Genomic DNA, 24,688 nt, shown 5'->3' with positions numbered 1-24,688 from the left:
TGACCGTGACGCGGGGCGACTCCTGGGGCGACCGCTTCAACACCACGTTCCAGGTCTCCGGCGCGTCCGACTGGACCGTGACCATCCGCACCGGCTCCGGCCAGAGCCTGCAGAACTCCTGGAACGCCGCCGTCTCCGGCACGAGCGGCACCCTCACCGCGACACCCAACGGCAACGGCGACGCCTTCGGCATCACGCTGTACTCGAACGGCAACACCACGCTCCCGACGGCCACCTGCTCGGCCTGACCGGAGACCGCCGGGGTGGTGGGACCGTCCGTCCCGCCACCCCGGCGTCCGTGCCGCACCAGGGCCGGCAGAGCCACGTCGTCCGACCACAACCGCAGCGCCTCGCCGCGGGGGTCTCGACAGGCGGCACGGACGCGCCCCGGCGAGACTGGACCGGACTCACCCTCTCCCGGAGCCCTGATGCGCATAGCCCTCACCGCGACCTGCCTCGGCGACGTGATGTTCCCGCAGGCACCGCGCGCCACCGCCCTCCTCCTCGAGCGCCTCGGGCACGAGGTGTTCTTTCCCGAGCGCCAGGCCTGCTGCGGCCAGATGCACGTCAACACCGGGTACCTCGACGAGGCGGTCCCCGTGGTGCGCAACCACGTCGAGGCGTTCTCCCCCGTGCTCGACGGCGAGTGGGACGCGATCGTCGTGCCGTCGGGGTCGTGCACAGGGTCGGTCCGGCACCAGCAGGGCATGGTCTGCCGGCGCGCCGGTCTCGACGAACTCGCGCGCACCGCCGACGCGGTCGCCGCGAAGACGTACGAGCTCTCCCAGCTGCTCGTCGACGTGCTCGGCGTGACCGACGTCGGCGCCTACTTCCCGCACCGCGTCACCTACCACCCGACGTGCCACTCGCTACGCATGCTCCACGTCGGCGACAAGCCGCTGCGCCTCCTGCGCGCGGTCGCGGGCATCGACCTCGTCGAGCTGCCCGCGGCGGAGGCGTGCTGCGGGTTCGGCGGCACCTTCGCGCTGAAGAACGCCGAGACCTCGACGGCGATGCTCGCCGACAAGATGACGCACGTGAAGGAGACGGGCGCCGAGGTCCTCACCGCGGGCGACGCGTCGTGCCTCCTGCACATCGGCGGCGGCCTGTCGCGCATCCGCGCGGGCGTCCGCACGCTGCACCTCGCGGAGATCCTCGCGTCCACGAAGGACACACCCGCCCCTGCCGGGGCCGGTCCGTCGACGCGCGGGGGTGCCCGGTGAGCCGCACGTTCCTCGGCCTGCCCGCCCGGCGCGGCGCGCGCACCCTGCCCGACGACGTCGCGCGCCCGGGCGCGCGCGGCACGTCGGCGGGTACCTCGGCGGGCGCAGCGGCGGCGTCGGACGCGTTCGGCGACGTGCCGCACCCCGACGCGCCGCTGCGCTGGGGCGACGCGTTCCCCGACGCCGCGCGCGCGGCGCTGCAGAACACGCAGCTGCGCCGCAACCTCGCGCACGCGACCTCGACCATCCGGGACAAGCGCGCCGCCGTCGTCGGCGAGGTGCCGGACTGGGAGGCGCTGCGCGACGCGGGCTCCGCGATCAAGACCGACGTCATGGCGCGCCTGCCCGACCTCCTCGAGGAGCTGGAGCGCAACGTCGTGGCGCGGGGCGGCGTCGTGCACTGGGCGCGCGACGCCGACGAGGCGAACCGGATCGTCGCGGACCTCGTGAAGGCCAAGGGCGTCGACGAGGTCGTCAAGGTGAAGTCCATGGCGACGCAGGAGACCGGGCTCAACGAGGCGCTCGCCGCCGAGGGGATCGCGGCGTACGAGACGGACCTCGCGGAGCTCATCGTGCAGCTCGCCGACGACATGCCGTCGCACATCCTCGTGCCCGCGATCCACCGCAACCGCGCGGAGATCCGCGAGATCTTCCTCGCGCGCATGGGCGACGCCCCGCCGGACCTGTCGGACGTCCCGCGCGAGCTCGCGATGGCCGCGCGCGCCCACCTGCGCCGCACGTTCCTCTCGGCGAAGGTCGCGATCAGCGGCGCGAACTTCGGCGTCGCGGACACGGGGACGCTGACCGTCGTCGAGTCCGAGGGCAACGGCCGCATGTGCCTGACGCTCCCCGAGACGCTCATCACGGTCATGGGGATCGAGAAGGTCGTGCCCACGTACACCGACCTGGAGGTGTTCCTCCAGCTCCTGCCGCGGTCGTCCACGGGCGAGCGCATGAACCCGTACACGTCCCTGTGGACGGGCGTCACGCCCGGCGACGGCCCGCAGGAGTTCCACCTCGTGCTGCTCGACAACGGGCGCACCGACGTCCTCGCCGACGAGGTCGGGCGGGCCGCGCTGCACTGCATCCGCTGCTCCGCGTGCCTCAACGTGTGCCCGGTGTACGAGCGGGTGGGCGGCCACGCCTACGGGTCGGTGTACCCCGGCCCGATCGGCGCGATCCTCACGCCGCAGCTCACCAAGTCCTCCGGCGGGCTCTCCGGCCACCACGACCCCAACGCGTCGCTCCCCTACGCCTCGACGCTGTGCGGCGCGTGCTACGAGGTGTGCCCCGTGAAGATCGACATCCCGTCGATCCTCGTCGAGCTCCGGGCGCGCGAGGTCGACGCCGACCGCGGCCGCCCGACCGGCTGGGGCGCCGCGATGAAGGCGGCGTCGTTCGTCATGTCCGACGCGCGACGGTTCGCGCTCGCGGAGAAGGCGGCGGGTCTGGGTCGCGTGGTCGCCGGTCCGACGGGCCGGATCACGACCCTCCCGCCCCCCGCGTCCGCCTGGACCCGCTCGCGCGACCTCCCGGCCCCGGCGAAGCAGACCTTCCGCGACTGGTGGCGCGACCGCCCGGACCGTGCGACCCCACCGGCCGACCCCGTGGTCCCTCCTCAGGACCGGTCCGGGCTGAGGAACGATCGCGGGTTCGCCGAACCCGGGATCACTCCTCAGGATGGGCCCGCACCGGGGAACGATCCAGGGTTCGGCGAGAGGGGTGAGGGTCGGTGAGCGCGCGCGACGACGTCCTCGCCCGCGTGCGCGCCGCGCTCGGGGGGTCGACGGCGGGTGGGTCGGCGGCGTCCGGCCGTGTCCCGCGGGCGTACCGCGAGCGCGGCGACCTCGCGCCGGGGTCGCCGGGAGCCGTGGACGTCCTCGTCGACCGGCTCGTCGAGTACCGGGCGCACGTCCACCGGGCCGCCGGCCCGGCCGAGGTCGCCACGATCGTGGGCGACGTGCTCGCGGACGCGGCGTCCGTCGTCGTGCCGCCGGGGCTCGACGACGCGTGGCTGGGCGCGCTGGGTGCCGGGACCGCCGTCGTGCCCGACGCACGCGACGACCCGCGCACGCCCGACGAGCTCGACCGGGTGGAAGCCGTCGTCACGGCCGCGTGCGTCGCGATCGCCGACACGGGCACGATCGTGCTCGACGGCGAGCCCGACCAGGGCCGCCGGGCGATCACGCTCGTGCCCGACCTGCACGTCTGCGTCGTGCGCACGGACCAGGTGGTGCAGACCGTGCCCGAGGCCGTGCGGCTGCTCTCCGCGCACCCGGAACGACCCCAGACGTGGATCAGCGGCCCCAGCGCGACGAGCGACATCGAGCTCTCCCGCGTCGAGGGCGTCCACGGACCACGCACCCTCCACGTGGTCCTCGCCCCGCCGAGGTAGAGCGGGCCCTCATGCCCCACGGCGGTGGCGCACCTCCGCGAGAACCGTCGCCAGGCGGACGGGGAAGTCGTCCGGCGTGCCGGACGGCAGCGCGTCGACCGGGAACCAGGCGACGTCCTCGCTCTCGTCGCTCACGACGGTGCGTGCGTCCGGGTCGGCGAACGCGACGAACCCGACGTCCCAGTGCGTGCGGCACGTCCCGAACGCCGCGGCGAGGTCGTGGCGGTGCACGTCGACCGGGGCGGCGGGCGCGGCGTCGGCGCGGGCGCCGGGGGCGGTGCCGGCGGACGGGTCCGGGTCGAACGGGACGAGGTCGTCGAGGCCGCTCTCCTCGCGCGCCTCGCGGTAGGCGGCGCCCGCGAGCGTCGTGTCGCCCGGCTCGGTGTGCCCGCCCACCTGGACCCAGAACTGGCCCTTGCGATGGAAGCAGAGCAGCACGCGGGCCAGGTCCGGGCTGAGCACGAAGCAGCTCGCCGTGAGGTGCTGCGGGCCACCGTCGCGCCGGACGGCGTCGGCACGCGCGCCGGAGCCACCGTCGCCGCGGAGGAACGCGCGGTACTCGGCCGCGAGCGCCGCCTGCTCGTCGTCGACCGGCTCCCACCGGTCGAGGCGGGCGAGGGCGTCGCGGGCGAGCAGGGCGGCAGGGTCGAGTGCGGTCACCGGGGAAGGCTACGCGGCACGCGTGACCGTCCCCGTGCGGCGCTGCGAGAATGGGGTCCCGTGAGCGACCCTCAGCACGTCGACGACCCGGTCCAGGCCGGCACAGGACCGGCGACCGACGACCTCGGCACGGACCCCGCGCTGTTCGACCTCCCGCCGGGCTCGCGCGAGGTCCCGACGCGCATCGTGCTCCTCACGGGCGCGTCCGGCTCGGGCAAGACGTCGCTCACGCGGCGCCTCGGCCTCCCGGTCGTCGCGCTCGACGACTTCTACCTCGACCACGACCACCCGGACCTGCCGCAGCGGTTCGGCATCGTCGACTGGGACGACCCCCGCTCGTGGGACGCCGCAGGCGCCGTCGCGGCGCTCGTCGACCTCGCGCGGACCGGGCACGCGGACGTGCCGGTCTACGACATCCCGACGTCGCGCCGCACGGGGACGACGCACCTCGACGTCACGGGCTCGCGGGTCGTGCTGGCCGAGGGGATCTTCGCGGCGGAGATCGTCGCGGCGTGCCGCGCCCAGGACGTCCTGGCCGACGCGATCTGCCTGCGCCGACCGCGTCTCATGACGTTCTGGTTCCGCCTGCTGCGCGACCTCGCGGAGATGCGCAAGCCGCCGGTCACGCTGTTGCGGCGCGGCTGGGCGCTGCTGCGCGCCGAGCCCGCACTCGTGCGCCACTGGGAGTCGCTCGGCTGTCGCGCGCTGACGCCGACGCAGGCCGAGAAGGAGATCCGCGCGCTCCTGCGGCCCTCCGCGGCGTAGGCGCTACACCGACGGGGCAGCGACCTCGATCGTCGCGACCGACGGCCCGCCGCAGTCGGGCCCGAAGTCGCCGGTCGTCGTCTCCCACACGGGGTCGACCTCGTGCTCGGCGACGACGTCTCCCGACGCGAGGTCCACGACGCGGACGGCGATCGGCCCGACCGGGCCGTTCGTCGCGGAGCCCGTCCAGCCGCCGCGCGACGGCTCGACGGGCAGGTCCTCCGCCGCCGCCTCGGGCGAGCTCTGGGCAGCCTCGGGCCGGTCCGGCAGGACCAGGTGGTCGGGGACCGCCGTGGGGATCGGCTCCGGGTCGAGCGAGACCGTCCCGTCGCGCACGAGCCCGCAGGGGTTGATCCCGACGCAGCCCACGAGGACGCCGTAGGCATCCCGATCCGGCCAGGAGTCGTCGAGCCGGACCTCGAGGCGCGCCACGTAGCCGACCGCGGGGCACGCGGTGACCGGGCCTCCCGGGCCGCCGCACGCGGGCAGCACGGCGACGAGCAGTCCTGCGGCGAGCCCGCGCGCACGCCGTCGTCCCCGTCCGTCGGTCATCGTCGGCCCCCCTCCGCAGGCCGGCACGTTCGCCGGGCCTTCGTCCAGAACCTGTCGCGTGCGGCCGGATCCTTGCACCGAGACCTGCGAGTCCACCCGCGGAGCGTGACGAGACGTGAGAAGTGGCCCCTGAGCGGCACGCCCCGGGGGCCACTTCTCACGCCTCGGCGGGGAGCGTCCCGACGACGATCGTCGCGCCGATCTCCTCGTCGCGGACGACGCGCGCCCGCAGTCCGGCCCGTTCGAGGACGTCGACGGCGCCCGTCGCCTGGCGCTCGCCGGACTCCGTGAGCAGGTGGCCGCCCGGAGCGAGCCACGCGGGCGCCTCGGCGGCGACGCGGCGCAGCACGTCCAGCCCGTCGCCGCCGCCGTCGAGCGCGACGTGGGCCTCGTGGTCGCGCGCCTCGCGGGGCAGCAGCGGGATCTCGGCCGTGGGCACGTACGGCACGTTGGCGAGGAGCAGGTCGACCCGGCCGCGCAGACCGGGCGGCAACGGGTCGAACAGGTCGCCCTCGTACGCGCTGCCGCCGACCGCGGCGACGTTGCGCGCCGCGCACGCGACGGCGGCCGGGTCGACGTCGCTCGCGTGCAGCGCGACGGTCTCCGCGCCGCCGAGGCCCACCGCGGTCGCGAGCCCCAGCGCCCCGGCGCCGCAGCACACGTCGACCACGACCACTGCCAGGCCGGCCCCCCGGCCGTCCAGGCCGCCACCCAGGCCGCCGTCGGAGTCGTCGACCGTCACGCCGCCCGCGCTGCCGCCCGCCCCGCCGTCGGGGTCGTCGACCGTCACGCCGCCTGGCCCGCCGTCGGCGTCGCCGACCGTCACGCCGCCCGCGCCACCGCCTGTCCCGCCGTCGGGCAGCCGGACCAGGCGCCCGGCCCGCCGCCCGAGCGCGACGGCCTCGTCGACGAGCAGCGCGGTGCGCTGGCGCGGCACGAAGACCCCGGGGTCGACGGCGACGCGGAGCCCGTGGAAGTCGACGTACCCGAGCACGTGCTCGAGCGGCTCGCCCGCGACCCGGCGCGCGACGAGCGCGTCGAGGTGCGCGTCGTCGTCGGCCCGCGCGGCGAGGAGCGCGGCCTCGTCCTCCGCGAAGACGCACCCGGCGGCGCGCAGGCGGGCGGCGAGGTCGTCGAGCTGGTCCCGGTCCACGTCCGGACGGTACTCCGGGACGGGTCTCGCCCGCGCGGGAGAGAGCCGCCGTCACGAGATCGACCCGCGAGTCCGAGATCGACCCTCAGGGGGTCGACCTCACGACGCGCGGGTCGATCTGGGCGGTGCTCGGTCAGTCGCGCAGGAGCGGGAGGAGCTGGGTGCCCTGGCGCTCGATCTCGCGCAGGTACGGGGTGTCCGACAGGACGAAGTGCGTGACGCCGAGGTCCTGGTAGCGCCGCAGCGACTTCGCGACGTCCTCCGCCGAGCCGACGAGCCACGTCGTGCCCGCTCCCCCGCCGCCGAACCGGCCGGGCGTCGTCCACAGGTTGTCGTCGAGCACCTCGCCGCGCGCCGCGAGGTCGAGCAGGCGCTGCTGCCCGACGGCGGTGCTCCGCCCCCGGTCGCGCGCGGACCACGCCTCGCCCTCCTGCGACCGCGCGGCCAGCTCCGCGACCTTCGCCTCGGCGTCGGCCCACGCCTCCTCGGTGGTGTCGCGGACGAACGTCGTGATCCGCAGGCCGAACTCGAGCGGCGCGTGCTCACGCCCGAGCTCGGCGCTCAGGCGCTTCAGCCGGTCGATGCGCTCCGCGATCCCGTCGAGCGGCTCGCCCCAGAAGAGCTGCACGTCCGCCTCGGTCGCGGCGACCCGCTCCGCGGCCTCCGACGCGCCGCCGAAGTAGATCCGCGGGTGCGCGCGGCCGTCGCGTGCCACGGGGCGCGGACCCAGCCGTGACCGCGTCACCGAGAAGTGCTCGCCCGCGTACGTGACCTCCTCCTGCGTCCACAGGCGGCGCACGATCTGCAGGAACTCGCGCGTCCGGGCATACCGGTGCGCGGGGTCGGCCTCGCCGTCGCCGTACGCCTCCTGCCCGTCGGTGCCGGACACGATGTTGACGCGCAGCCGGCCGCCGCTGAGGTGGTCGAGGGTCGCGGCGGCGGACGCGAAGTGCGCGGGCCGCCAGAACCCGGGCCGGATCGCGACGAGCGGCTCGAACGTCGTGGTGCGGGCCGCGAGCGCCGTCGCGACCGTGAACGTGTCGGGACGCCCCCAGCTCGTCCCGAGCAGCGCGCCCGCGAACCCGTGGCGTTCCAGCGCGTGCGCGTGGCTCGTCAGGGTGTCGAGGCTGTTGTGGCCCTCGGTGGTGTCGTCGCCGCGGTGGCCCGGACGGACCTGGTTCGGGACGTACCAGAGGTGCTCGGCGCTCACGCGAGGGCGTCCTCGAGGACGCGCGCGCCGCCGTCGGGCACGGGGGCACCGGGGGCGGTGCCCGCGGTGGCGGGGTCGACCTCAGCCGCTCGTGCGTACCGGTTCGCCGGCCGCTCGAGCCCGTAGTGCTCACGCAGCGTCCGTCCCTCGTACTCCTCGCGGAACAGGCCGCGCTCGCGCAGCACGGGCAGCACGTGCTCGACGAACTGCTCGAGCCCCGACGGCAGCACCGCGGGCATGATGTTGAACCCGTCGGCGGCCTCGGCGTCGTACCAGTCCTGGATCGCGTCGGCGACCTGCTCGGGCGTGCCCGCGAACGTGCGGTGCCCGCGCCCGCCGCCGAGCCGCCCGATGAGCTGGCGCACCGTGAGCCGCTCGCGCCGCGCGAGCTCGACGATCAGCGTGTACCGGCTCTTGGCCCCCTCGATCTCGTCCTCGGTGGGCAGACCGTCGGGCAGCTCGCGGTCGAGCGGCAGGTTCTCGGGCGCGAGGCGCAGCGTCTTGGCGAGCTGGGCGCGCGCGTACTCCGGGACGATGAGCTCGTCGAGCTCGCGCTCCTGCGCGAGCGCCTCCGCCTCGGTCGATCCGATGACGGGGACGATGCCGGGCAGGATCTTCACCGTTCCCGGGTCGCGGCCGAGGGCGACCGCCCGGGCCTTGAGGTCGGCGTAGAAGTCGCGGGCGTCGTCGAGCGTCTGGTGCGCGGTGAACACCGCCTCGGCGTAGCGCGCGGCGAGGTCCTTGCCGTCCTCCGACGACCCGGCCTGCACGATGAGCGGCCGCGCCTGCGGCGAGCGCGGCGTGGTGAGGGCGCCGTGCACGGAGAAGTGCGTCCCCGCGTGCGCCGGGGCATGAATCTTCGACGCGTCCGCCCACACGCCCGCGGCCTTGTCGGCCAGCACGGCGTCGTCCTCCCACGAGTCCCAGAGCTGGAACGCGACCTCGAGGAACTCCGCCGCGCGCTCGTACCGGACCGCGTGGGCAGGCTGGTCGTCGAGGCCGAAGTTGCGCGCGATGTCCGGCCCCGCCGTCGTCACGACGTTCCACCCGGCCCGACCGCCGGAGACGTGGTCGATCGACGCGAACCGCCGCGCGAGGTTGTACGGCGAGTTGTACGTCGTCGACGCCGTCGCGATGAGGCCGATGCGCTCGGTCACGGTCGCGATGGCCGTGAGCACGATGAGCGGGTCGAGGGACCCCGCCGGGCGGCGTCCGACGTCGGACCGCAGGCCCGGCCCGTCGGCGAAGAAGATCGAGTCGAGCTTCCCGGCCTCCGCGATCTGCGCGAGGCGCTGCAGGTGCGCGATGTTGGTCGACGTCCAGGACGGGTCGCTCTCCGGCAGCCGCCACGACGCCTCGTGGTGGCCCGTGCTCATGAGGAACGCGTTGAGGTGCAGGCGCCCCGGGCGGTGGCCTGCGGAGTCGTAGCGGGTCATGCGGCGGTGTCCTTCCTGTCGTCCCGGACCACGCCGAGCGCGTCGAGCAGCTCGGTACGGAGCCGGGAGAAGCGGGGGTCGGCGGGGTCGCGCGCCTCGCCGGGGCGGTAGCTCTGGTCGATGCGGCGCTGGGCCGCGATGCGTCCCTCGTCGAGCACGACGACGCGGTCCGCGAGGACGATCGCCTCGTCCACGTCGTGCGTCACGAGCAGGACGGCGGGGCGGTGCCGCGCGCACAGGTCGCGCAGCAGGGCGTGCATCCGGATGCGGGTCAGGGCGTCGAGCGCGCCGAACGGCTCGTCGGCGAGCAGGAGGCGCGGCGAGCGCACGAGCGAGCGGGCGAGCGACACGCGCTGCTGCTCGCCGCCCGAGAGCTCGTTCGGCCACGCGCGCTCGCGCCCGGCGAGCCCCACCTCGGCGAGGCTCGCCAGGCCCGCGTCGCGCGCCGCCCCCCGGCCGCGCGCGGCGGCGTCGAGCCCGAGCACCACGTTGTCCAGCACGCGCGCCCATGGCAGCAGCCGCGAGTCCTGGAAGACGACGGACACCTGGTCCGGCACGACGACCTCGCCCGAGCCGTCGACGCCGTGGTCGAGCGCGGCGAGCGCGCGCAGGAGCGTGCTCTTGCCCGAGCCCGAGCGGCCCAGGATCGCGACGAACTCGCCGTCGTCCACGGTGAGGTCGAGGTCGTCGAGGATGCGCTGCTCCCCGTACGACCGCACGAGCGAGCGGACCCGCACGGCCGCGCCGACCGCCGTCGGGCGGTCCTCCCCCACGGTCAGTCCTCCAGCGTGCGCCGCCACGACAGCACCCTCCTCTGCAGGAGGCGGACGGCGAGGTCCGCGGAGTAGCCCAGCACGCCGTAGACCACGAGGCCGACGAGGATGATCTCCGTCTGCCCGTACGTCCGAGCGAGCTCCATCATGTAGCCGATGCCGGCCGTCGCGTTGACCTGCTCGACCACGACGAGCGCGAGCATCGACCCCGTCACCGCGAACCGCAGCCCGAGGAAGAACCCGGGCAGCGCGCCGGGCAGGATGACGCGACGCACGAACTGCCACCGCGAGAGCTGCACCGTCTCGGCGAGCTCGACGTAGCGGCTGTCGATCGCTCGCAGGCCGTTGTGCGTGTGCAGGTAGATCGGGATGAACACGCCGAGCGCGATGGTGATGACCTTCATCTCCTCGCCGATCCCGAACCACAGGATGAGCAGCGGCAGGAGCGCGAGGTTGGGGATGGCGCGCTTGACCTGGATCGGGCCGTCGAGCACGGCGTCGCCGAGCCGGCTCAGCCCGGCGGCGAGCGCGAGCACGACGCCCGCGACGATGCCGAACGCCAGCCCGAGCGCGGCGCGCGTCAGGGACACCCCGAGGTGCGCGCCGAGCTTGCCGTTCGCGACGAGCTCGGCACCCGTCGTGACGACCGTCCACGGTGCGGAGAGCACGCGCGGGTCGATGAGCCCCGTGGCGGAGCCGACCGACCAGACGCCCACGAGCAGCGTCACGCCGACGAGCGCCGCGAGCGGGATCGGCCGGCCGAGCCCCAGGCGTGTGCCGCGGGGGCGCACGTCCGCGGTCGTCGCGGGTGCGGCGTCGAGCCTCGGGGCCGCGAGGTCCACCCGGTCGACGACCGCCGCGCTCACTGCGCTCCCCCGTCCCGCGCCGCTGCCGCGGCCTCACCCGCGACGGGACCGAAGCGCTCGTCGAACAGGTCCGTCGCGTCGAACGGCTCCTGGTCGAGCTCGGTCGCGAGCAGGTCGATCGTCGCCTGCGTGCGCTCGATGCCCTCGGTCAGGTCGGACGGGATGTCCGGGACCGGCGCGTGGTCGATGAGGTACTGCGCGTCCTCCTCGCTCAGCCCCTGGTCCTCGACGTAGTACCCCTGCTTCCACTCCTCGGGGTGCTCGTCGATCCAGACCTTCGCCGCCGCCCAGGCGGCGACGTACTCGCGCAGCGCCGCGGCCTTGGCCGGGTCCTCGACGACCTCCGTCGGGCCGTAGAGGTGCGAGGCGTCGTCGCGCAGGTGGTGCTTGACCGACGTCGCGCCGTCCGCCTCGTAGGTGGCCAGGTAGCGGAAGAGCTGCGTCCCGCCCAGCGGGGCGATGTCGACCTCGCCCGCGGCGAGCGCCGTCGAGTACACGTCGCCCGTGCTCGGCAGCTCGACGAGCTCGACGTCGTCCTGCGTGAGACCGGCCTCCTGGAGCGCCTTGAGCACGATCGCGCCCTGCGCCTGGCCCGGGCTGAACGCGATGCGGTGGCCGCGGAAGTCCTCGAGCGAGTCGAGCTCGACCCCGGGCGCGCCCGCGAACTCGTAGATCGGCGCGTCCTCCCAGTTCTCCCGGTAGATCGACGCGTAGATCTGCACGTCCAGTCCCGTCCACGTCGCGTGGATCGGCGGGATCTCCGCCACCGCGCCGACGTCGAGCGAGCCCGCCCGGAACGCCTCCGTCGTCGCGGGGCCGCCGGAGATGTTGGCCCACTCGACCTCGAACGAGAAGTCGCTGTCGAGGTCGTCGCCGGCGAGCTCGAACGCCTTCTGCGTCGTCGGGTCGCCGATGCGCAGGACCGTGCCCTCGGGCACCTCGGTGGGCAGGTCGGCGTCGGCGGCGAGGGCCGCGCCGTCCGCCGGGTCCGTGCCGCCGGACGCCTGCGCGGCACCGCACGCACCCGTCGCGAGGAGTGCGACGAGGCCGAGCGCGACGGCGGTCGCGCCGCGGCGGCCGGACGGACCCGCAGACGGGCGGCCGGGCGGTGCGGAGGAACGGACGAGCGGGTGTGCGGGCATGGCGAGTCCTCTCGGGGAGAGCGCACGGAGGCATGCGGACGCCGCGTGCGGGAGGCGAGGTGGTGAACGAGCCCGACGGCGGCCCGGGCGGCCGTCGGTCAGTGCGTCGACGTGCTCAGCGGCACGGGGTCGGACGACACGCAGCCCGACGGCGCGGGCGCGCGCTCAGCGCGCGGCGACACGCGACGCCGGGCACGCGCCCGGCATCGGCGGCGGGGACGGCGACATGGCCCCCCGGTGTCGTCTGCATGCGGGCGACTGTGCCAGCGCGCGCACGCCACAGGAAGAGCGCCCGCACCCCGTCCCACGACGAGGACGAACGTAACGCCGTGCAACGTCGTCGCATCCTTCACCGCGAGGTAGACCAGCGGTCTCGAGGTAGTGCTCGCGGAGCTGTACGTCGCGACCGCTGGTTCTCTCTCGCGCGGCCTCCGCTCTCTCTCGGCGGGACGACGACGGGCCCCGACCCTCCGGGTGGAGGATCGGGGCCCGTGTGTCAGGCGTTTCAGGAGTGCGTCACTCCGCGCCGGCCTGCAGCTCGCCCGTCGGAGGCAGGTCGCGGACCGAGACGCCGGTGGGGGCGTCGAGCGCGGCGGCCGCACCCACGCTCACCGGGCCGCGGTCGTGCTCGCCCTTGGAGACACCGCGGAAGGTGAACTCCCCGAGCAGGCCCTCGCCCTCGGCGTCGACCAGGACGATCTCGCCGGCCTTGAGCTCGCCGAACAGGATCTTCTCGGAGAGCACGTCCTCGATGTCGCGCTGGATCGCGCGGCGCAGCGGACGCGCACCCAGGACCGGGTCGTAGCCCTTCTCCGCGAGGAGGTTCTTCGCGGGCTGCGTGAGCTCGATGCCCATGTCCTTGTCCCGCAGGCGGGTGTCGAGACGGGCGATCATGAGGTCGACGATCTGGATGATCTCGGTCTGCGAGAGCTGCGGGAAGACCACCACGTCGTCGACGCGGTTGAGGAACTCAGGCCGGAAGTGCTGCTTGAGCTCGTCGTTGACCTTCGCCTTCATGCGCTCGTAGGACGTGACCAGGTCACCGCCGGCGTTGAATCCGGTCTGGACGCCCTTGGCGATGTCCCGCGTGCCGAGGTTGGTCGTCATGATGATGACGGTGTTCTTGAAGTCCACGACACGGCCCTGCGAGTCGGTCAGGCGACCGTCCTCGAGGATCTGCAGGAGCGAGTTGAAGATGTCCGCGTGGGCCTTCTCCACCTCGTCGAACAGGACGACCGAGAACGGCTTGCGCCGCACCTTCTCGGTGAGCTGACCACCCTCGTCGTACCCGACGTAGCCGGGGGGCGAGCCGAACAGCCGCGAGACGGTGTGCTTCTCGGAGAACTCCGACATGTCGAGCTGGATGAGCGCGTCCTCGTCCCCGAAGAGGAACTCGGCGAGCGCCTTGGCCAGCTCCGTCTTCCCGACGCCCGTGGGGCCGGCGAAGATGAACGACCCACCGGGGCGCTTGGGGTCCTTGAGGCCCGCACGCGTACGGCGGATGGCCTGCGACAGCGCCTTGATCGCGGCCTCCTGGCCGACGACGCGCTTGTGCAGCTCGTCCTCCATGTTGAGCAGACGGCTGGACTCCTCCTCGGTGAGCTTGAAGACCGGGATGCCCGTGGCCATGGCCAGGACCTCCGCGATCAGCTCCTCGTCCACCTCGGCGACGGTGTCCAGGTCACCGGACTTCCACGCCTTCTCCTTGTCGGCGCGCTTCGCGGTGAGCTGCTTCTCCTTGTCGCGCAGGCCGGCAGCCTTCTCGAAGTCCTGCGCGTCGATCGCGGACTCCTTCTCGCGGCGTGCCTCGGCGATCTCCTCGTCGAGCTCCTTGAGCTCCGGCGGGGCGGTCATGCGGCGGATGCGCAGGCGCGCGCCCGCCTCGTCGATGAGGTCGATCGCCTTGTCCGGGAGGAACCGGTCGTTGATGTACCGGTCCGCGAGCGTGGCCGCGGAGACGAGCGCGGCGTCCGTGATGGACACGCGGTGGTGCGCCTCGTAGCGGTCGCGCAGGCCCTTGAGGATCTCGATCGCGTGGTTGAGCGACGGCTCGGCGACCTGGATCGGCTGGAAGCGGCGCTCCAGGGCCGGGTCCTTCTCGACGTGCTTGCGGTACTCGTCGAGCGTGGTCGCGCCGATCGTCTGCAGCTCGCCGCGCGCGAGCATCGGCTTGAGGATGCTCGCGGCGTCGATCGCGCCCTCGGCGGCACCCGCCCCGACGAGGGTGTGGATCTCGTCGATGAAGAGGATGATGTCGCCGCGCGTGCGGATCTCCTTGAGCACCTTCTTCAGGCGCTCCTCGAAGTCGCCGCGGTAGCGCGAGCCGGCCACGAGCGCACCGAGGTCGAGCGTGTAGAGCTGCTTGTCCTTGAGCGTCTCGGGCACGTCGCCGCGCACGATGTCCTGGGCCAGGCCCTCGACGACGGCGGTCTTGCCGACGCCGGGCTCACCGATCAGCACCGGGTTGTTCTTGGTGCGGCGGCTCAGCACCTGCATGACGCGCTCGATCTCGAGGTTGCGCCCGATGACCGGGTCGAGCTTGCCCTCGCGCGCGGCCTGGGTGAGGTTGCGCCCGAACTGGTCGAGCACGGCCGAGCCGGACGGCTGGCCCTCGGCGGGGCCGCCCGCGGCGACGGGCTCCTTGCCCTGGTAGCCGGACAGGAGCTGGATGACCTGCTGGCGCACCTTGTTGAGGTCGGCGCCCATCTTGGTCAGGACCTGGGCGGCGACGCCCTCGCCCTCACGGATGAGGCCGAGCAGGATGTGCTCGGTGCCGATGTAGTTGTGGCCGAGCTGCAGCGCCTCGCGCAGCGACAGCTCGAGCACCTTCTTGGCGCGCGGCGTGAACGGGATGTGCCCGCTCGGGGCCTGCTGGCCCTCGCCGATGATCTCCGTCACCTGGGTGCGGACGCCGTCGAGGGAGATCCCGAGGGACTCCAGCGCCTTGGCCGCGACACCCTCGCCCTCGTGGATGAGGCCGAGGAGGATGTGCTCGGTGCCGATGTAGTTGTGGTTGAGCATCCGCGCCTCTTCCTGGGCGAGGACGACGACCCGACGGGCTCGGTCTGTGAATCTCTCGAACATGTGCTGCTCCTCGTGAGCGGCGTACACCTGCCCGCCGGACGACGGGTACAAGCCTGACCGCATTGACTCTATGCGGTTCGAACGAGCCGCACCCCCTCCGTATGCCGTTGTTCGCCAGGGGCGTGAAAGAGGGGCCAGGCCGTGACCTGCGGGGCCGCCGGACGCCGTCGTGCGCAATCACCCGGCCCGACACGCGCGCGCCACGTTGACCGCGGCGCGCACCCCGTGCAGGCTCGGGAGTGCGCCCCGCACGGACGCCAGAAGGGTGGCGAGAGCGATGCACCAGCCGGACCAGCAGCCCGAGGACCCCGCCGCGCCGGGAGCCGACGAGCGCGACGCGCCGTCGGTGGGCGCGCCCGCGACGTGGGAGCAGGTCGTCGCCCGGTTCCACGGCGTCGTCGCCGAGGTGGACGACCCGCTGACCTGGGGCCTGGACCTCGACGAGGAGACGCTCACCGGGGCCGGGCACGGCGCCCACGACCCGGCGGAGGAGCGGTTCCTGCGCTCCTACGTGTCGTTCACCGGCGAGACGCTCGACCTCGAGACGCTGCGCGTCCTGGCCGCGCACGACGAGCAGGCGGAGGACATCGTCCGCACCGCCCTCAGCGGGGCGCTCGCCGCGCCGTTGCACTCCGACACCCCGGGCGACGACGACTTCCTCGACTCCTACCAGGAGTACCGCGCGGCGATGCGCGCGATCGTCGAGGAGGTCGACGTCGCGCCGGTCACGCGCACCACCTTCGTGGTCGACGGCGAGCCTCGGGCCTGCCTGCACGTCACCGTGCGGGAGCACGCGGCGGTGTACGTCCCGCTGGAGGACCGCGCGCTCGTCGTCTCGGGTCCGGCCGACCTGCTCGCGCGCGTGGACGTCGTGACCCGCCCGCTGCGCAACATCCTCCAGGACGAGCCCGAGCCGAGGTTCTGACGCCCGACCCGGGCTTGCGGTCACCCCTGCTGCCGAACCCGGGGATGCGGGTGGGTTCGGCGTCGGCACGGACGGCAACCCCGGGTTCGGCGACCGTCCGGTGACCCTCGTCCGTCGGTCCGGGACCGGCGTCCCGGGCGGAGCGCGGCGGCGCGGCCTAGGGTCGAGTCAGCACCGGTGCCGGGCGACGGCGCCGGGACAGCACGCCGACGGCGCACGCGGTCGGCCGACCGGGCGGAGGTGGCGCAGATGCGCGGCGTGATCGTCGGTGTGGACGGGTCGGAGGAGTCCGGCGGCGCGCTCGACTGGGCGCTGCGCGAGGCGGCGGACCGGGGCGTGCCGCTCACGGCCGCGCTCGCGTTCGAGTCGCGGCAGGGTCCGGGCGACGGCCCGGACGCGGCGGCCGAGGAGAAGCGTGCGCTGGTCCAGGAGTGGCTGGACGCCGCGCACGCGCGCACGGGCCTCGGCCCGGACGCGGTGACGACCACGGCCGTCGCCGAGCGCGGCAGCCCCGCGGCGGTCCTGCTCGCCCTCGCCCAGCCCGGGACCGCCCAGCCCGTCCAGGACGACGTGCGCCCCGACCCGGGCGACGGCGACCACGCGGACCTGCTCGTCGTCGGGCGCTGCGGCCGGGGACGCCTGGGGCGCATGGTCCTCGGGTCGGTGCCGACCGCCGTCGTGCAGCACGCGACGGTCCCGGTGACCGTGGTGCGCGGCACGCCCGACGTGCGGCACGACCACGCGCGGCCCGTCGTGGTCGGGGTCGACGGGTCGTCGACGTCGGTCCAGGCGCTCCGGCACGGGGCGGACGTCGCGCGGCGCACGGGCGCGACGCTCGAGGCCCTGTTCTGCTGGCAGATCGTGTCGCTCGCGCCGCTCCCCGACTCGTGGGGGTGGACGCCGCCGATCGACGACTACGAGAAGTTCGCCTCCCAGAAGCTCGACGCCGCGCTCGAGGCCGCGGAGGTCGACCTGCCCGACGACCGCCTCGTGCGCAGCGTGAAGCACGTGCACGCCGCGAAGGGGATCATCGAGGCGTCGTCGCACGCGGAGCGGCTCGTGCTCGGCAACCGCGGCGTCGGCGGGTTCGACCGGCTCCTGCTCGGGTCCGTGAGCCGGCACGCGGTCGAGTACGCGCACTGCCCGGTCACCGTCGTGCGGCCCCCGGACGCGACGCACCCCTCGGGCGCGCACGACGCCTGAGGGCTTCGCCCTCGAAACGATTCGACGCGGCCCGTCCCGCGGGTGGACGATGGGGCGCGTGCAGATCGAGGACACCTACGACGGCTCCCGACCCGTCCGCACCGTCACCCGGCTCTTCGCGCCCCAGCGCGGGCGGCTCGCCGCCGCGGCGCTCGCGTTCGCCGTCAAGCACTCGCCCGTGTGGGTGATCCCGGCGCTCACGGCGACGGTGATCGACGTCGTCGTCGAGCACCGGCCGCTGCGCGAGCTGTGGGTCACGGGCGCGGTCATGCTCGCCGTCGTCGCGCAGAACCTGCCGCTGCACACGCTCTACGTACGGTGGCTCTCGACCGCCGTGCGCACGGTCGAGAACGGGCTGCGCATGGCGCTCTCGCGCCGCCTGCAGGAGCTGTCGATCGGCTACCACCGCCGCGTGAGCGCGGGCGTGCTCCAGGCCAAGATCGTGCGCGACGTCGAGAACGTCGTCGAGGCGTCGCGCACCACGTTCGACTCCGGCATGGCCGCGCTCACGACGCTCGTCGGCGCGGTCGTGCTGACGGCCGTGCGCGTCCCGGAGTTCCTCGTGATCTTCGCGCTCACCGTGCCCGCGGCGGCCTGGCTCGTCGTCGCGATGCGCCGCCGCATGACCACCCGCAACGCGGCGTTCCGGGCCGAGGTGGAGAACATGTCCGCGCGCGTCGCCGAGATGACGCATCTCATCCCCGTGACGCGCGCGCACGCGCTCGAGGAGCGCGAGCTCGACCGCATGGGCTCGGTGCTGCACCGCGTGCGCGAGGCAGGGATCCGGCTCGACGTCGTCAACGGCCGGTTCGGCGCGCTGTCCTGGATCGTGTTCCAGGTGCTCTCCGTCGCGGGGCTCGTCGGCGCGGCGTGGGTCGCGTGGACGCAGACGTTCGCGGTGTCCCCCGGCGACGTCGTCATGCTGTCGAGCTACTTCGTCACGCTCACCGCGTCCGTGACGGGGCTGCTGAGCCTCGCTCCGATCGTCACGAAGGGCCTGGAGTCCGTGCGGTCCATGGGCGAGGTACTGGGCGAGCCCGACGTCGAGCGCAACGCCGGCAAGCGCGTGCTCGACCACGTCGAGGGTCACGTCGCGTTCGAGGACGTCACGTTCGCGTACGACGACGTCCCCGCGCCGGGCGAGGAGCCCGCCCTCGCGGTCGACCACCTCTCCCTGTCGGCACGGCCCAGCGAGACCGTCGCGCTGGTCGGGGCGTCGGGGTCGGGCAAGTCGACCGTGCTCAACATGGTCATCGGGTTCCTCGCGCCGACGTCGGGGCGCGTCCTCGTCGACGGCGTGGACACCGCGACCGTCGACCTGCGCTCCTACCGCCGGTTCCTCGCCGTCGTGCCGCAGGAGTCGATCCTGTTCGAGGGGTCCGTCCGCGACAACGTCACCTACGGCAGCCCGGAGCTCACCGACGCGGCCGTCGAGCAGGCGCTGCGCGACGCGAACGCGTGGGACTTCGTCACCGAGATGGGCGGCCTCGACGCCGTGATCGGCCAGCGCGGCGGGCGGCTCTCCGGCGGTCAGCGCCAGCGCCTCGCCATCGCCCGCGCCCTCGTGCGCGACCCGCGCGTGCTCGTCCTCGACGAGGCGACGTCGGCCCTCGACACGACGTCGGAACGGCTCGTGCAGGAGGCGCTCGGGCGGCTCATGCGCGGTCGCACGACGTTCGTCGTCGCGCACCGGCTCTCCACCGTCCGCGGAGCCGACCGCATCGTCGTCATGGACCACGGCCGCGTCGTCGAGGTCGGCAGCCACGACGAGCTCGTCGCCGCCGGCGGGGCGTACGCGCAGATGCACGCGACGCCCGCGGCCTGAGCGCCGCCGGCCGGCCGGCCCGCGACCGCCTTCGGCCGGCGGCCCGACCTCGTCCGGACCGTCCGTCCGTCGCGGTGCCGAGGAGAGGGAGGGCGTCGCGCCCGGCACCGAGGGGCCTCGGGACCTGCCCGCACCCCCTGGGCGGGCAGGTCCCGAGCCGGCGTGACCGGGCAGGGTCAGGCTCGCGCTCGCGCGCGTCGGACGAGCACGAAGGCCGTGCCGAGGAGGAGCAGCGCGGCGGCCCCGACGGCGGCGCCGGTCATGCCGACGCCGGTCGCGGGCAGGTCGCCCTCGGTCGGGCTCGCCGCGGTCACCGGCGCGGCGTCGACGGTGACGGTCTGCGCCGCGTCGTCGAGGTCCGTGTGCTCAGCGACCGGGACGGCGGCGGTGTCGGTCCCGGCACGGAGCTCCTCGAAAGCGACGAGCGTCTCACCGGCATGGCCCGCGGGAACGACGAACGAGACGTCGACCGAACCGTTCGGCTCGGCCGGGGTGAACGTCGTCGACCCCGTGATGCCCGTGCCCGTGCCGTCGGACTTGCGCACGAGCTCACCGGTCACGGTGTACTCGGTCCCGGGCACGAGGTTCTGGTAGGAGACCGTGTCGACGACGGTGCCGCCGTCCCACGGCAGCACGCGGTCACCGTCCGCGGAGTCGACGAGCGACGTCCCGATCACCGGGGCCGGCGTCTGCGGCAGCGCCTCGATCGTCACCGTCTGCGCCGCGTCGTCGATGTCCTCGTGCACGGCGACCGGGTCGCCGGTCGTCTCCGTGCCGACGCGCAGCCGCTCGAAGGCGACCAGGGCCTCGCCCGCATAGCCGGCGGGGACGACGAACGAGACCTCGACGGAACCGTTCGCCTCGGCCGGCGTGAACGTCGTCGAGCCCGTGATCCCCGTGCCGGTGCCGTCGGACTTGCGCACGAGCTCACCGGTCACGGTGTGCTCGACCCCCGGCGTCAGGTTCTGATAGGCGATCGTGTCGATCACGGTGCCGCCGTTCCACGGCAGCACGCGGTCACCGTCGGCCGAGTCGACCAGCGAGGTCCCGATCACCGGATCGGCGGCGGCGGGCACGGCGGACCACGACGCCGAGGCCTCCGCGCTCGTCCTGGTGGTGCTCGGGGTCACCAGGACGATCGTCTGCGCGTGATCGCTCCCGGTGGGAGTGCCCCCGGTGACCGTCGGGACCGAGATGATCCTGCCGGTGCTGCTGGAGCCGGCCGCCGTCACCCGGACCACGGCCTCGCCCGCCGTGGTCGAGTCGCGCAGGTCCAGGAAGAGCTCCTGCCCGTCGACGACTCCCGCCAGGTCGACCGGGCTCCCGCTCCCGTCGGTGACCGCGACCGTCGGGTCGACGGACACGGCGACCGTGGGCTGGTTGGTGCTCACGACGAAGGGGCCCACGAGAGACCCCGCACGCTGGGGTGCGACCGGAGCCGAGATCGACGCGGTCACCTCCAGCTCCGCGGGGGTGAGCCCGGGGCTCGCGTTGGCACCCTCGACGAGGTACCAGTACGCCGCCTCGGAGGCAGGCGTCTCGAAGTTCCACGCCGCGTCCCAGGTGAGGTCGGTGTACCGCCAGATCGCGTACTGCGTCGCCTCGATCGCGTCGTTCCGGGAGATCCCGGGAACCCCCGTAGCGACGCCGAACTCCTCCAGGCTCAACGCCGGGTAGCTGTGCGCCAGGACCCAGAGAACCTTGCCCTGGACCGCGGGATCCGTGAAGTAGTTCTCGCCCAGGTACTCGTCGAGGTCACCCACGGTGCCGACGACCCCGGTCCGCGCGGAGACGTCGTGCTCGAGGCAGTACGCCCAGTAGTCCACCTCCCCGGTCGGCGTGCCGTCGGACCGGATCGGGAAGAGGCCGGTGCCGCCGTACCCCTCCCTGCCGCCGACATGGACCGTGTCGCCGGGCTCGACGTCAGCCGCTGCCGTGACCGCACCGGGAGCGAGGACCGCACCCAGCGCGAGCACCACGGCGGCGAGCCACCGCCCTTCACGGCGAGCTCTCCGCGCACCCGTCTCTGTCATCACCATCTGGACTCCCTCTGTGCTCGTCTCCGTCGATCGGCTCTTCGTCGGGCTCAGCCCTCTCTAGAGACGCTGCACGTCGGGATCATGACGCGAGACCCCGCGCCGGATACCCCGGACGCCGGGTGAAAACACGGCGCCGCGGTGCACGGGGCGTCCGACGCCGGGGGTGAGGTCCCCGCCGGCCAGGACGATGCCGAGCGAGCCGCACGGACCGGCAGCCGCGACGGGCGTCCCGCCAGGTCAACGCGTCGGACCGCCTCCCGGTCCCGTCCCCCGGAACGCGAACACCAGGACACGGACCGCGAGCACCGTCCCGACGAACCCGAGCGCCGCGCCGAGGACGGCGAAGAGGCGCAGGCCCTCGACGAGCTCGGGGCCGGAGTCCGCGGAGACCAGCACGACCGCCGCCACGACGGCCGCGGCGGCGATGACGGTGGACACGACCTGCTGCACGAGGCCGGTGACGAACGCGCGGTCGTCGGGGTGGGCGAAGGAGCGGACGTTGACGGTGAGCCGCCCGGCCTCGACGTCGCTCGTGATCTTGGCGAGCCGGCGCGGGAGCCGTTCGAGCTCGGGCGCGAGGCCGAGGAAGAGGCTCGTCGCGCGCTCGCGCAGGCCCTCCGGCGTGACGACGCGCCGCACGAGCGGCTGCGCGGTCGCGCGGGCCCCGGCGACGAGGTCGAACCCGGGGTCGATGAGACGCAGCGTCCCTTCGAGCGAGGTGAACGTGCGGAACGCGGCGGCGACCTGCGAGGGGACGGCGAGCCCGGCGTCGGTCACGAGCCGGAAGAGCGCGGTGAACATCGCGCCGCTCGCGCCCGCGCCGCGGAACCGCACGATCACCTGCCCGACGGCGCGCTCCAGGCGGCGCACGTCGAGGTCCGCCGGCGCGTCGAGCAGCTCGAGCAGCGCGTCGGTCGCGGCGACGGCGTCGTCGGCGTCGACCGCGAGCAGCACGGCCGCGAGCGCGAGGCGCTCGGGCTCGCCGAGGCGTCCGACGGAGCCCATGTCGAGGAGGCCGAGGCGACCGTCGTCGGTGACGAGCACGTTGCCGGGGTGCAGGTCGGCGTGGAACGTGCCCGCGACGAGCACCTGCTCGAGCGTCGCGGTGAGGAGCCGGGAGGCGAGGTCGGAGCGCACGGCGTCGTCCAGGCCCGCGAGCACGTCCGCGGCGCGGCCGACGGGAGCACCGTCGAGCCGCTCCATGACGAGCAGCGTCGTCCCCGAGAGCTCGGGGTAGACCTCCGGGACGCGGACGCGCAGACCCACCGCCGCGTCGCCACCGTCTCCGTCGCCGTCTGGACGCCGCTCCCCCACCGCATCCCGCGCGAGCGCCGCGCGCAGCGCGAGCGTGTTCTCCAGCTCGACGGTGTAGTCGAGCTCCTCGCGCAGCGACGCCGCGAACCCGTCGGCGAGGTCGACGACGCCGAGCGATCGCCCCCACGCGGTGTCGCGCTCGATGCGGCGCGCGAGGCGGCCGAGGATTGCCAGGTCCGTCTCGACCTGCGCCCGTGCTCCGGGCCGCTGGACCTTGACCACGACCTCCCGCCCGTCGGGCAGCCGTGCCGCGTGCACCTGCCCGACCGAGGCCGACGCGAGCGGCTCGGGCGAGAACTCGGCGAACGCCTCGCCGATCGGGCACCCGAGCGCTCCCGTGACGGCCGCCTCGACCTGCGGCCACGGCGCGGGCGGGACCTCGCTCTGGAGGGTCGCGAGCGCGTCGGCGAACGTGGCGGGGAGCAGGTCGCGGCGCGTCGAGAGGACCTGGCCGAACTTCACGAACGTCACGCCCGCGTCGCTCAGGGCGTCGCGGAGCGCGGCCGCCTGGCGGCGCTGGTCGGTGCGCGAGAGCCGCGACCCGTCGGGCTGCCGAGCCCCGCGCGTGAGCGCCCCGCCGAGGCCGTGCCGGACGCCGATCGCGAGGATCTGCGCGTACCGGCGGGTCTCGCGACGCCCCTGGCGCAGGCCGCGCAGCGCGCGCCACGGGCCGGGCACCGACCCGGTCGGCACCAGCAGCTCGAGCACGAGCAGCACGCACAGCCCGAGCACGAACGCCCAGGCGAACGCGAGGACGATCGCCACGAGCGCGACGACGGGCGCGACGGTGAGCGTCCCGTCCGGGCGCGACCAGCCGACGTCGAGCAGGCCGTTGGTGAGCACCCACGACGTGACGGTGAGCATCGCGAGCGCCACCACGGCGGAGCGGATCCAGCCGACCGCGGCCCCCATGACGCGCCGCGCCGTCGCCGCGAGGAGGACGAGCATGACCACCGTGGAGACGACGCCGACGAGACCGATGAAGAATCCGGAGACGACCTGCATGACCGTCACTCTTCCCGACAGGGCCGCGGATCACCACCACACCCCCCGGCGCGCCACCGGGACGCGCACCGCGTCGCCCGGCGCGGCATGATGGAGCTCCCCGACAGGTCGGAGCCCCGATGACGAACGTCGACCTTCTCACCGACGCCCACCTCACCCACGCCCGGACCTCCCCGAACGGGCGCAGCGCCGAGGTCGTGCTGCACGACGGCCCCCTGCGTCAGACGATCCTCGCGCTGCGCGCGGGCGTCGAGCTCGGCGAGCACAACTCGCCGCCCGCGGCGTCGATCCAGGTGCTGCGCGGCCGGGTCCGCGTCACCGCGCTCGGCGAGGGCGACGTCGAGCTGGGCACCGGCGAGCTGCGCGTCCTCACGCACGAGCGCCACGCGGTGGGCGCGCTCGAGGACTCGGCGTTCCTCCTCACGACGGTGACGAGCATCCCGGACGCCTGAGCGACGGCGCGCGACCTCCGTCGCGCCGCACCCGGGTTCTCGCGTCACCGGTGCTCGGCCGTGCCCGGCGACCCCGGGTTCGGCGGGTCGTCAGCGCCGCACCGCCAGTGCCGCGAGGGTGAGCGCGACGGCGTCCTCCGCGACGGCGCCCGGCCAGTCGGGACGCGACCCGACGGCGAGGCGTCGCCACGCCGCGCCGCCCCACGTCCCGGCGGCGGCCCCCGCCGCGCCGGCGACCGCGGCGGCGACGACGCCCGCGGGACCCGAGCGGCGTCGGGCCAGCAGGACTCCGCCCAGCGCCCCGCTCGCGAGGCGGAACACCGGTCCGGGCGGGTCGAGGCGGCTCGGCGTCTGCGGAAGCTTGTCGCCCACCAGCTCGCCCGCGACCCCGGCAGCGGCCGTGCCGCGCACGAGCACGCCGACAACACCCGGGCCGTCGCCCCCGACCCAGCCGCCGAGCACCGGCGCCGCGACGCCGAGGCTGCTGCGCGACCCCGCGGCCACGCCGAGCGCGAGCGCCCGGGCGAGGAGCGCCGTCGTGCCGGGTGCGGGTGCTGCGCCATGAGACGTCATCGGGTCCTCCTGCGGCTCGTCGGCCGTGCGGCTCGGTGGGCGGTCCTCCCGAACGTAGCCGCTCCGGGCGCGGCCCACCCGGGCTGCGGGAGC

General features: G+C 74.4%; 20 protein-coding genes and 1 pseudogene. 9 read left to right on the top strand and 12 right to left on the bottom strand.

All coding sequences use genetic code 11. The features are described 5' to 3' along the window. The 4 genes and pseudogenes from NHH00_RS20425 to NHH00_RS20410 form a co-directional block, all read left to right on the top strand. Positions 1 to 248 (top strand): annotated as a pseudogene (locus tag NHH00_RS20425) (hypothetical protein); the annotation flags it as partial. Between the two features lie 180 nt (positions 249 to 428). Next, positions 429 to 1,223, top strand: coding sequence for a (Fe-S)-binding protein (locus NHH00_RS20420; RefSeq protein WP_253055359.1), 795 nt, complete (start codon positions 429 to 431; stop codon positions 1,221 to 1,223). Further along, positions 1,220 to 2,959, top strand: a complete 1,740-nt coding sequence (locus tag NHH00_RS20415) for a LutB/LldF family L-lactate oxidation iron-sulfur protein (RefSeq protein ID WP_374615376.1) — start codon at positions 1,220 to 1,222, stop codon at positions 2,957 to 2,959. Before NHH00_RS20420 ends, NHH00_RS20415 begins: the two co-directional genes overlap by 4 nt. Next, positions 2,956 to 3,618, top strand: a complete 663-nt coding sequence (locus NHH00_RS20410) for a LutC/YkgG family protein (RefSeq protein ID WP_253055358.1) — start codon at positions 2,956 to 2,958, stop codon at positions 3,616 to 3,618. The genes NHH00_RS20415 and NHH00_RS20410 overlap by 4 nt, the downstream gene beginning before the upstream one ends. 9 nt (positions 3,619 to 3,627) lie before the next feature. Here NHH00_RS20410 and NHH00_RS20405 read toward each other — a convergent pair whose 3' ends face one another. Then, the gene (locus tag NHH00_RS20405) at positions 3,628 to 4,278 is read right to left on the bottom strand and encodes an NUDIX hydrolase (protein WP_253055357.1); all 651 of its coding nucleotides are present in this window, start codon (positions 4,276 to 4,278) and stop codon (positions 3,628 to 3,630) included. A 60-nt stretch (positions 4,279 to 4,338) separates the two neighbouring features. Between NHH00_RS20405 and NHH00_RS20400 the strand changes: the two genes are divergently transcribed. Beyond that, positions 4,339 to 5,043: a uridine kinase family protein gene (locus tag NHH00_RS20400; protein ID WP_308202357.1), complete on the top strand. Its 705-nt coding sequence runs from the start codon at positions 4,339 to 4,341 to the stop codon at positions 5,041 to 5,043. A 3-nt stretch (positions 5,044 to 5,046) separates the two neighbouring features. Here the strand turns inward: NHH00_RS20400 and NHH00_RS20395 are convergent, their stop codons facing one another. The 8 genes from NHH00_RS20395 to NHH00_RS20360 all read right to left on the bottom strand — a co-directional run bounded on the left by NHH00_RS20395 (position 5,047) and on the right by NHH00_RS20360 (position 15,259). After that, the gene (locus tag NHH00_RS20395; RefSeq protein WP_253055356.1) at positions 5,047 to 5,595 is read right to left on the bottom strand and encodes a hypothetical protein; all 549 of its coding nucleotides are present in this window, start codon (positions 5,593 to 5,595) and stop codon (positions 5,047 to 5,049) included. A 157-nt stretch (positions 5,596 to 5,752) separates the two neighbouring features. Further along, positions 5,753 to 6,748 (bottom strand): methyltransferase, encoded by a 996-nt coding sequence (locus NHH00_RS20390; protein ID WP_253055355.1) that lies wholly within the window; start codon positions 6,746 to 6,748, stop codon positions 5,753 to 5,755. A 133-nt stretch (positions 6,749 to 6,881) separates the two neighbouring features. After that, positions 6,882 to 7,958 (bottom strand): LLM class flavin-dependent oxidoreductase, encoded by a 1,077-nt coding sequence (locus tag NHH00_RS20385; RefSeq protein ID WP_253055354.1) that lies wholly within the window; start codon positions 7,956 to 7,958, stop codon positions 6,882 to 6,884. After that, on the bottom strand, positions 7,955 to 9,394 hold the full coding sequence (locus NHH00_RS20380) for an LLM class flavin-dependent oxidoreductase (RefSeq protein ID WP_253055353.1): 1,440 nt from the start codon (positions 9,392 to 9,394) through the stop codon (positions 7,955 to 7,957). The genes NHH00_RS20385 and NHH00_RS20380 overlap by 4 nt, the downstream gene beginning before the upstream one ends. After that, positions 9,391 to 10,194 carry an ABC transporter ATP-binding protein gene (locus tag NHH00_RS20375; protein ID WP_374615375.1) on the bottom strand — a complete coding sequence of 268 codons (804 nt, stop codon included), beginning with the start codon at positions 10,192 to 10,194 and terminating at the stop codon, positions 9,391 to 9,393. The genes NHH00_RS20380 and NHH00_RS20375 overlap by 4 nt, the downstream gene beginning before the upstream one ends. Then, positions 10,170 to 11,033 carry an ABC transporter permease gene (locus NHH00_RS20370; protein WP_374615374.1) on the bottom strand — a complete coding sequence of 288 codons (864 nt, stop codon included), beginning with the start codon at positions 11,031 to 11,033 and terminating at the stop codon, positions 10,170 to 10,172. The genes NHH00_RS20375 and NHH00_RS20370 overlap by 25 nt, the downstream gene beginning before the upstream one ends. Beyond that, complete coding sequence (locus NHH00_RS20365; RefSeq protein WP_253055352.1) at positions 11,030 to 12,175, bottom strand: ABC transporter substrate-binding protein; 1,146 nt, start codon at positions 12,173 to 12,175, stop codon at positions 11,030 to 11,032. The genes NHH00_RS20370 and NHH00_RS20365 overlap by 4 nt, the downstream gene beginning before the upstream one ends. 516 nt (positions 12,176 to 12,691) lie before the next feature. After that, positions 12,692 to 15,259: an ATP-dependent Clp protease ATP-binding subunit gene (locus NHH00_RS20360; protein WP_087472769.1), complete on the bottom strand. Its 2,568-nt coding sequence runs from the start codon at positions 15,257 to 15,259 to the stop codon at positions 12,692 to 12,694. 277 nt (positions 15,260 to 15,536) lie between these two features. Here NHH00_RS20360 and NHH00_RS20355 point away from each other — a divergent pair, with 277 nt between their 5' ends. The 3 genes from NHH00_RS20355 (at position 15,537) to NHH00_RS20345 (ending at position 19,212) form a co-directional block, all read left to right on the top strand. Further along, positions 15,537 to 16,184 (top strand): hypothetical protein, encoded by a 648-nt coding sequence (locus NHH00_RS20355; RefSeq protein ID WP_253055351.1) that lies wholly within the window; start codon positions 15,537 to 15,539, stop codon positions 16,182 to 16,184. A gap of 249 nt (positions 16,185 to 16,433) precedes the next feature. Continuing rightward, on the top strand, positions 16,434 to 17,387 hold the full coding sequence (locus NHH00_RS20350; RefSeq protein WP_253055350.1) for a universal stress protein: 954 nt from the start codon (positions 16,434 to 16,436) through the stop codon (positions 17,385 to 17,387). Between the two features lie 49 nt (positions 17,388 to 17,436). Then, complete coding sequence (locus NHH00_RS20345; RefSeq protein ID WP_253055349.1) at positions 17,437 to 19,212, top strand: ABC transporter ATP-binding protein; 1,776 nt, start codon at positions 17,437 to 17,439, stop codon at positions 19,210 to 19,212. A gap of 176 nt (positions 19,213 to 19,388) precedes the next feature. Here the strand turns inward: NHH00_RS20345 and NHH00_RS20340 are convergent, their stop codons facing one another. Next, the gene (locus NHH00_RS20340; protein WP_253055348.1) at positions 19,389 to 21,251 is read right to left on the bottom strand and encodes a VaFE repeat-containing surface-anchored protein; all 1,863 of its coding nucleotides are present in this window, start codon (positions 21,249 to 21,251) and stop codon (positions 19,389 to 19,391) included. 237 nt (positions 21,252 to 21,488) lie between these two features. Beyond that, positions 21,489 to 23,570 (bottom strand): ABC1 kinase family protein, encoded by a 2,082-nt coding sequence (locus NHH00_RS20335; RefSeq protein WP_253055347.1) that lies wholly within the window; start codon positions 23,568 to 23,570, stop codon positions 21,489 to 21,491. Positions 23,571 to 23,689: 119 nt separating this feature from the next. Between NHH00_RS20335 and NHH00_RS20330 the strand changes: the two genes are divergently transcribed. After that, positions 23,690 to 24,022 carry a cupin gene (locus tag NHH00_RS20330; RefSeq protein WP_253055346.1) on the top strand — a complete coding sequence of 111 codons (333 nt, stop codon included), beginning with the start codon at positions 23,690 to 23,692 and terminating at the stop codon, positions 24,020 to 24,022. Between the two features lie 90 nt (positions 24,023 to 24,112). Here NHH00_RS20330 and NHH00_RS20325 read toward each other — a convergent pair whose 3' ends face one another. After that, positions 24,113 to 24,595, bottom strand: coding sequence for a hypothetical protein (locus NHH00_RS20325; RefSeq protein ID WP_253055345.1), 483 nt, complete (start codon positions 24,593 to 24,595; stop codon positions 24,113 to 24,115). Positions 24,596 to 24,688: the final 93 nt, after the last annotated feature.

Origin of the sequence: Cellulosimicrobium cellulans (assembly GCF_024124905.1) — a bacterium.
Classification (GTDB): Bacteria; Actinomycetota; Actinomycetes; order Actinomycetales; family Cellulomonadaceae; genus Cellulosimicrobium; species Cellulosimicrobium cellulans_G.
Note: the sequence above shows the minus strand (reverse complement) of the source record. Positions and strands in the feature narration are given on the sequence as shown.

Bases quoted from the DNA above. Each gene is read 5' to 3' on its own strand.
- NHH00_RS20420 (WP_253055359.1), top strand. From the start codon at position 429: ATGCGCATAGCCCTCACCGCGACCTGCCTCGGCGACGTGATGTTCCCG.
- NHH00_RS20395 (WP_253055356.1), bottom strand. From the start codon at position 5,595: ATGACCGACGGACGGGGACGACGGCGTGCGCGCGGGCTCGCCGCAGGA.
- NHH00_RS20380 (WP_253055353.1), bottom strand. From the start codon at position 9,394: ATGACCCGCTACGACTCCGCAGGCCACCGCCCGGGGCGCCTGCACCTC.
- NHH00_RS20365 (WP_253055352.1), bottom strand. From the start codon at position 12,175: ATGCCCGCACACCCGCTCGTCCGTTCCTCCGCACCGCCCGGCCGCCCG.
- NHH00_RS20360 (WP_087472769.1), bottom strand. From the start codon at position 15,259: ATGTTCGAGAGATTCACAGACCGAGCCCGTCGGGTCGTCGTCCTCGCC.
- NHH00_RS20355 (WP_253055351.1), top strand. From the start codon at position 15,537: ATGCACCAGCCGGACCAGCAGCCCGAGGACCCCGCCGCGCCGGGAGCC.
- NHH00_RS20350 (WP_253055350.1), top strand. From the start codon at position 16,434: ATGCGCGGCGTGATCGTCGGTGTGGACGGGTCGGAGGAGTCCGGCGGC.
- NHH00_RS20345 (WP_253055349.1), top strand. From the start codon at position 17,437: ATGGGGCGCGTGCAGATCGAGGACACCTACGACGGCTCCCGACCCGTC.
- NHH00_RS20340 (WP_253055348.1), bottom strand. From the start codon at position 21,251: ATGGTGATGACAGAGACGGGTGCGCGGAGAGCTCGCCGTGAAGGGCGG.
- NHH00_RS20335 (WP_253055347.1), bottom strand. From the start codon at position 23,570: ATGCAGGTCGTCTCCGGATTCTTCATCGGTCTCGTCGGCGTCGTCTCC.
- NHH00_RS20330 (WP_253055346.1), top strand. From the start codon at position 23,690: ATGACGAACGTCGACCTTCTCACCGACGCCCACCTCACCCACGCCCGG.
- NHH00_RS20325 (WP_253055345.1), bottom strand. From the start codon at position 24,595: ATGACGTCTCATGGCGCAGCACCCGCACCCGGCACGACGGCGCTCCTC.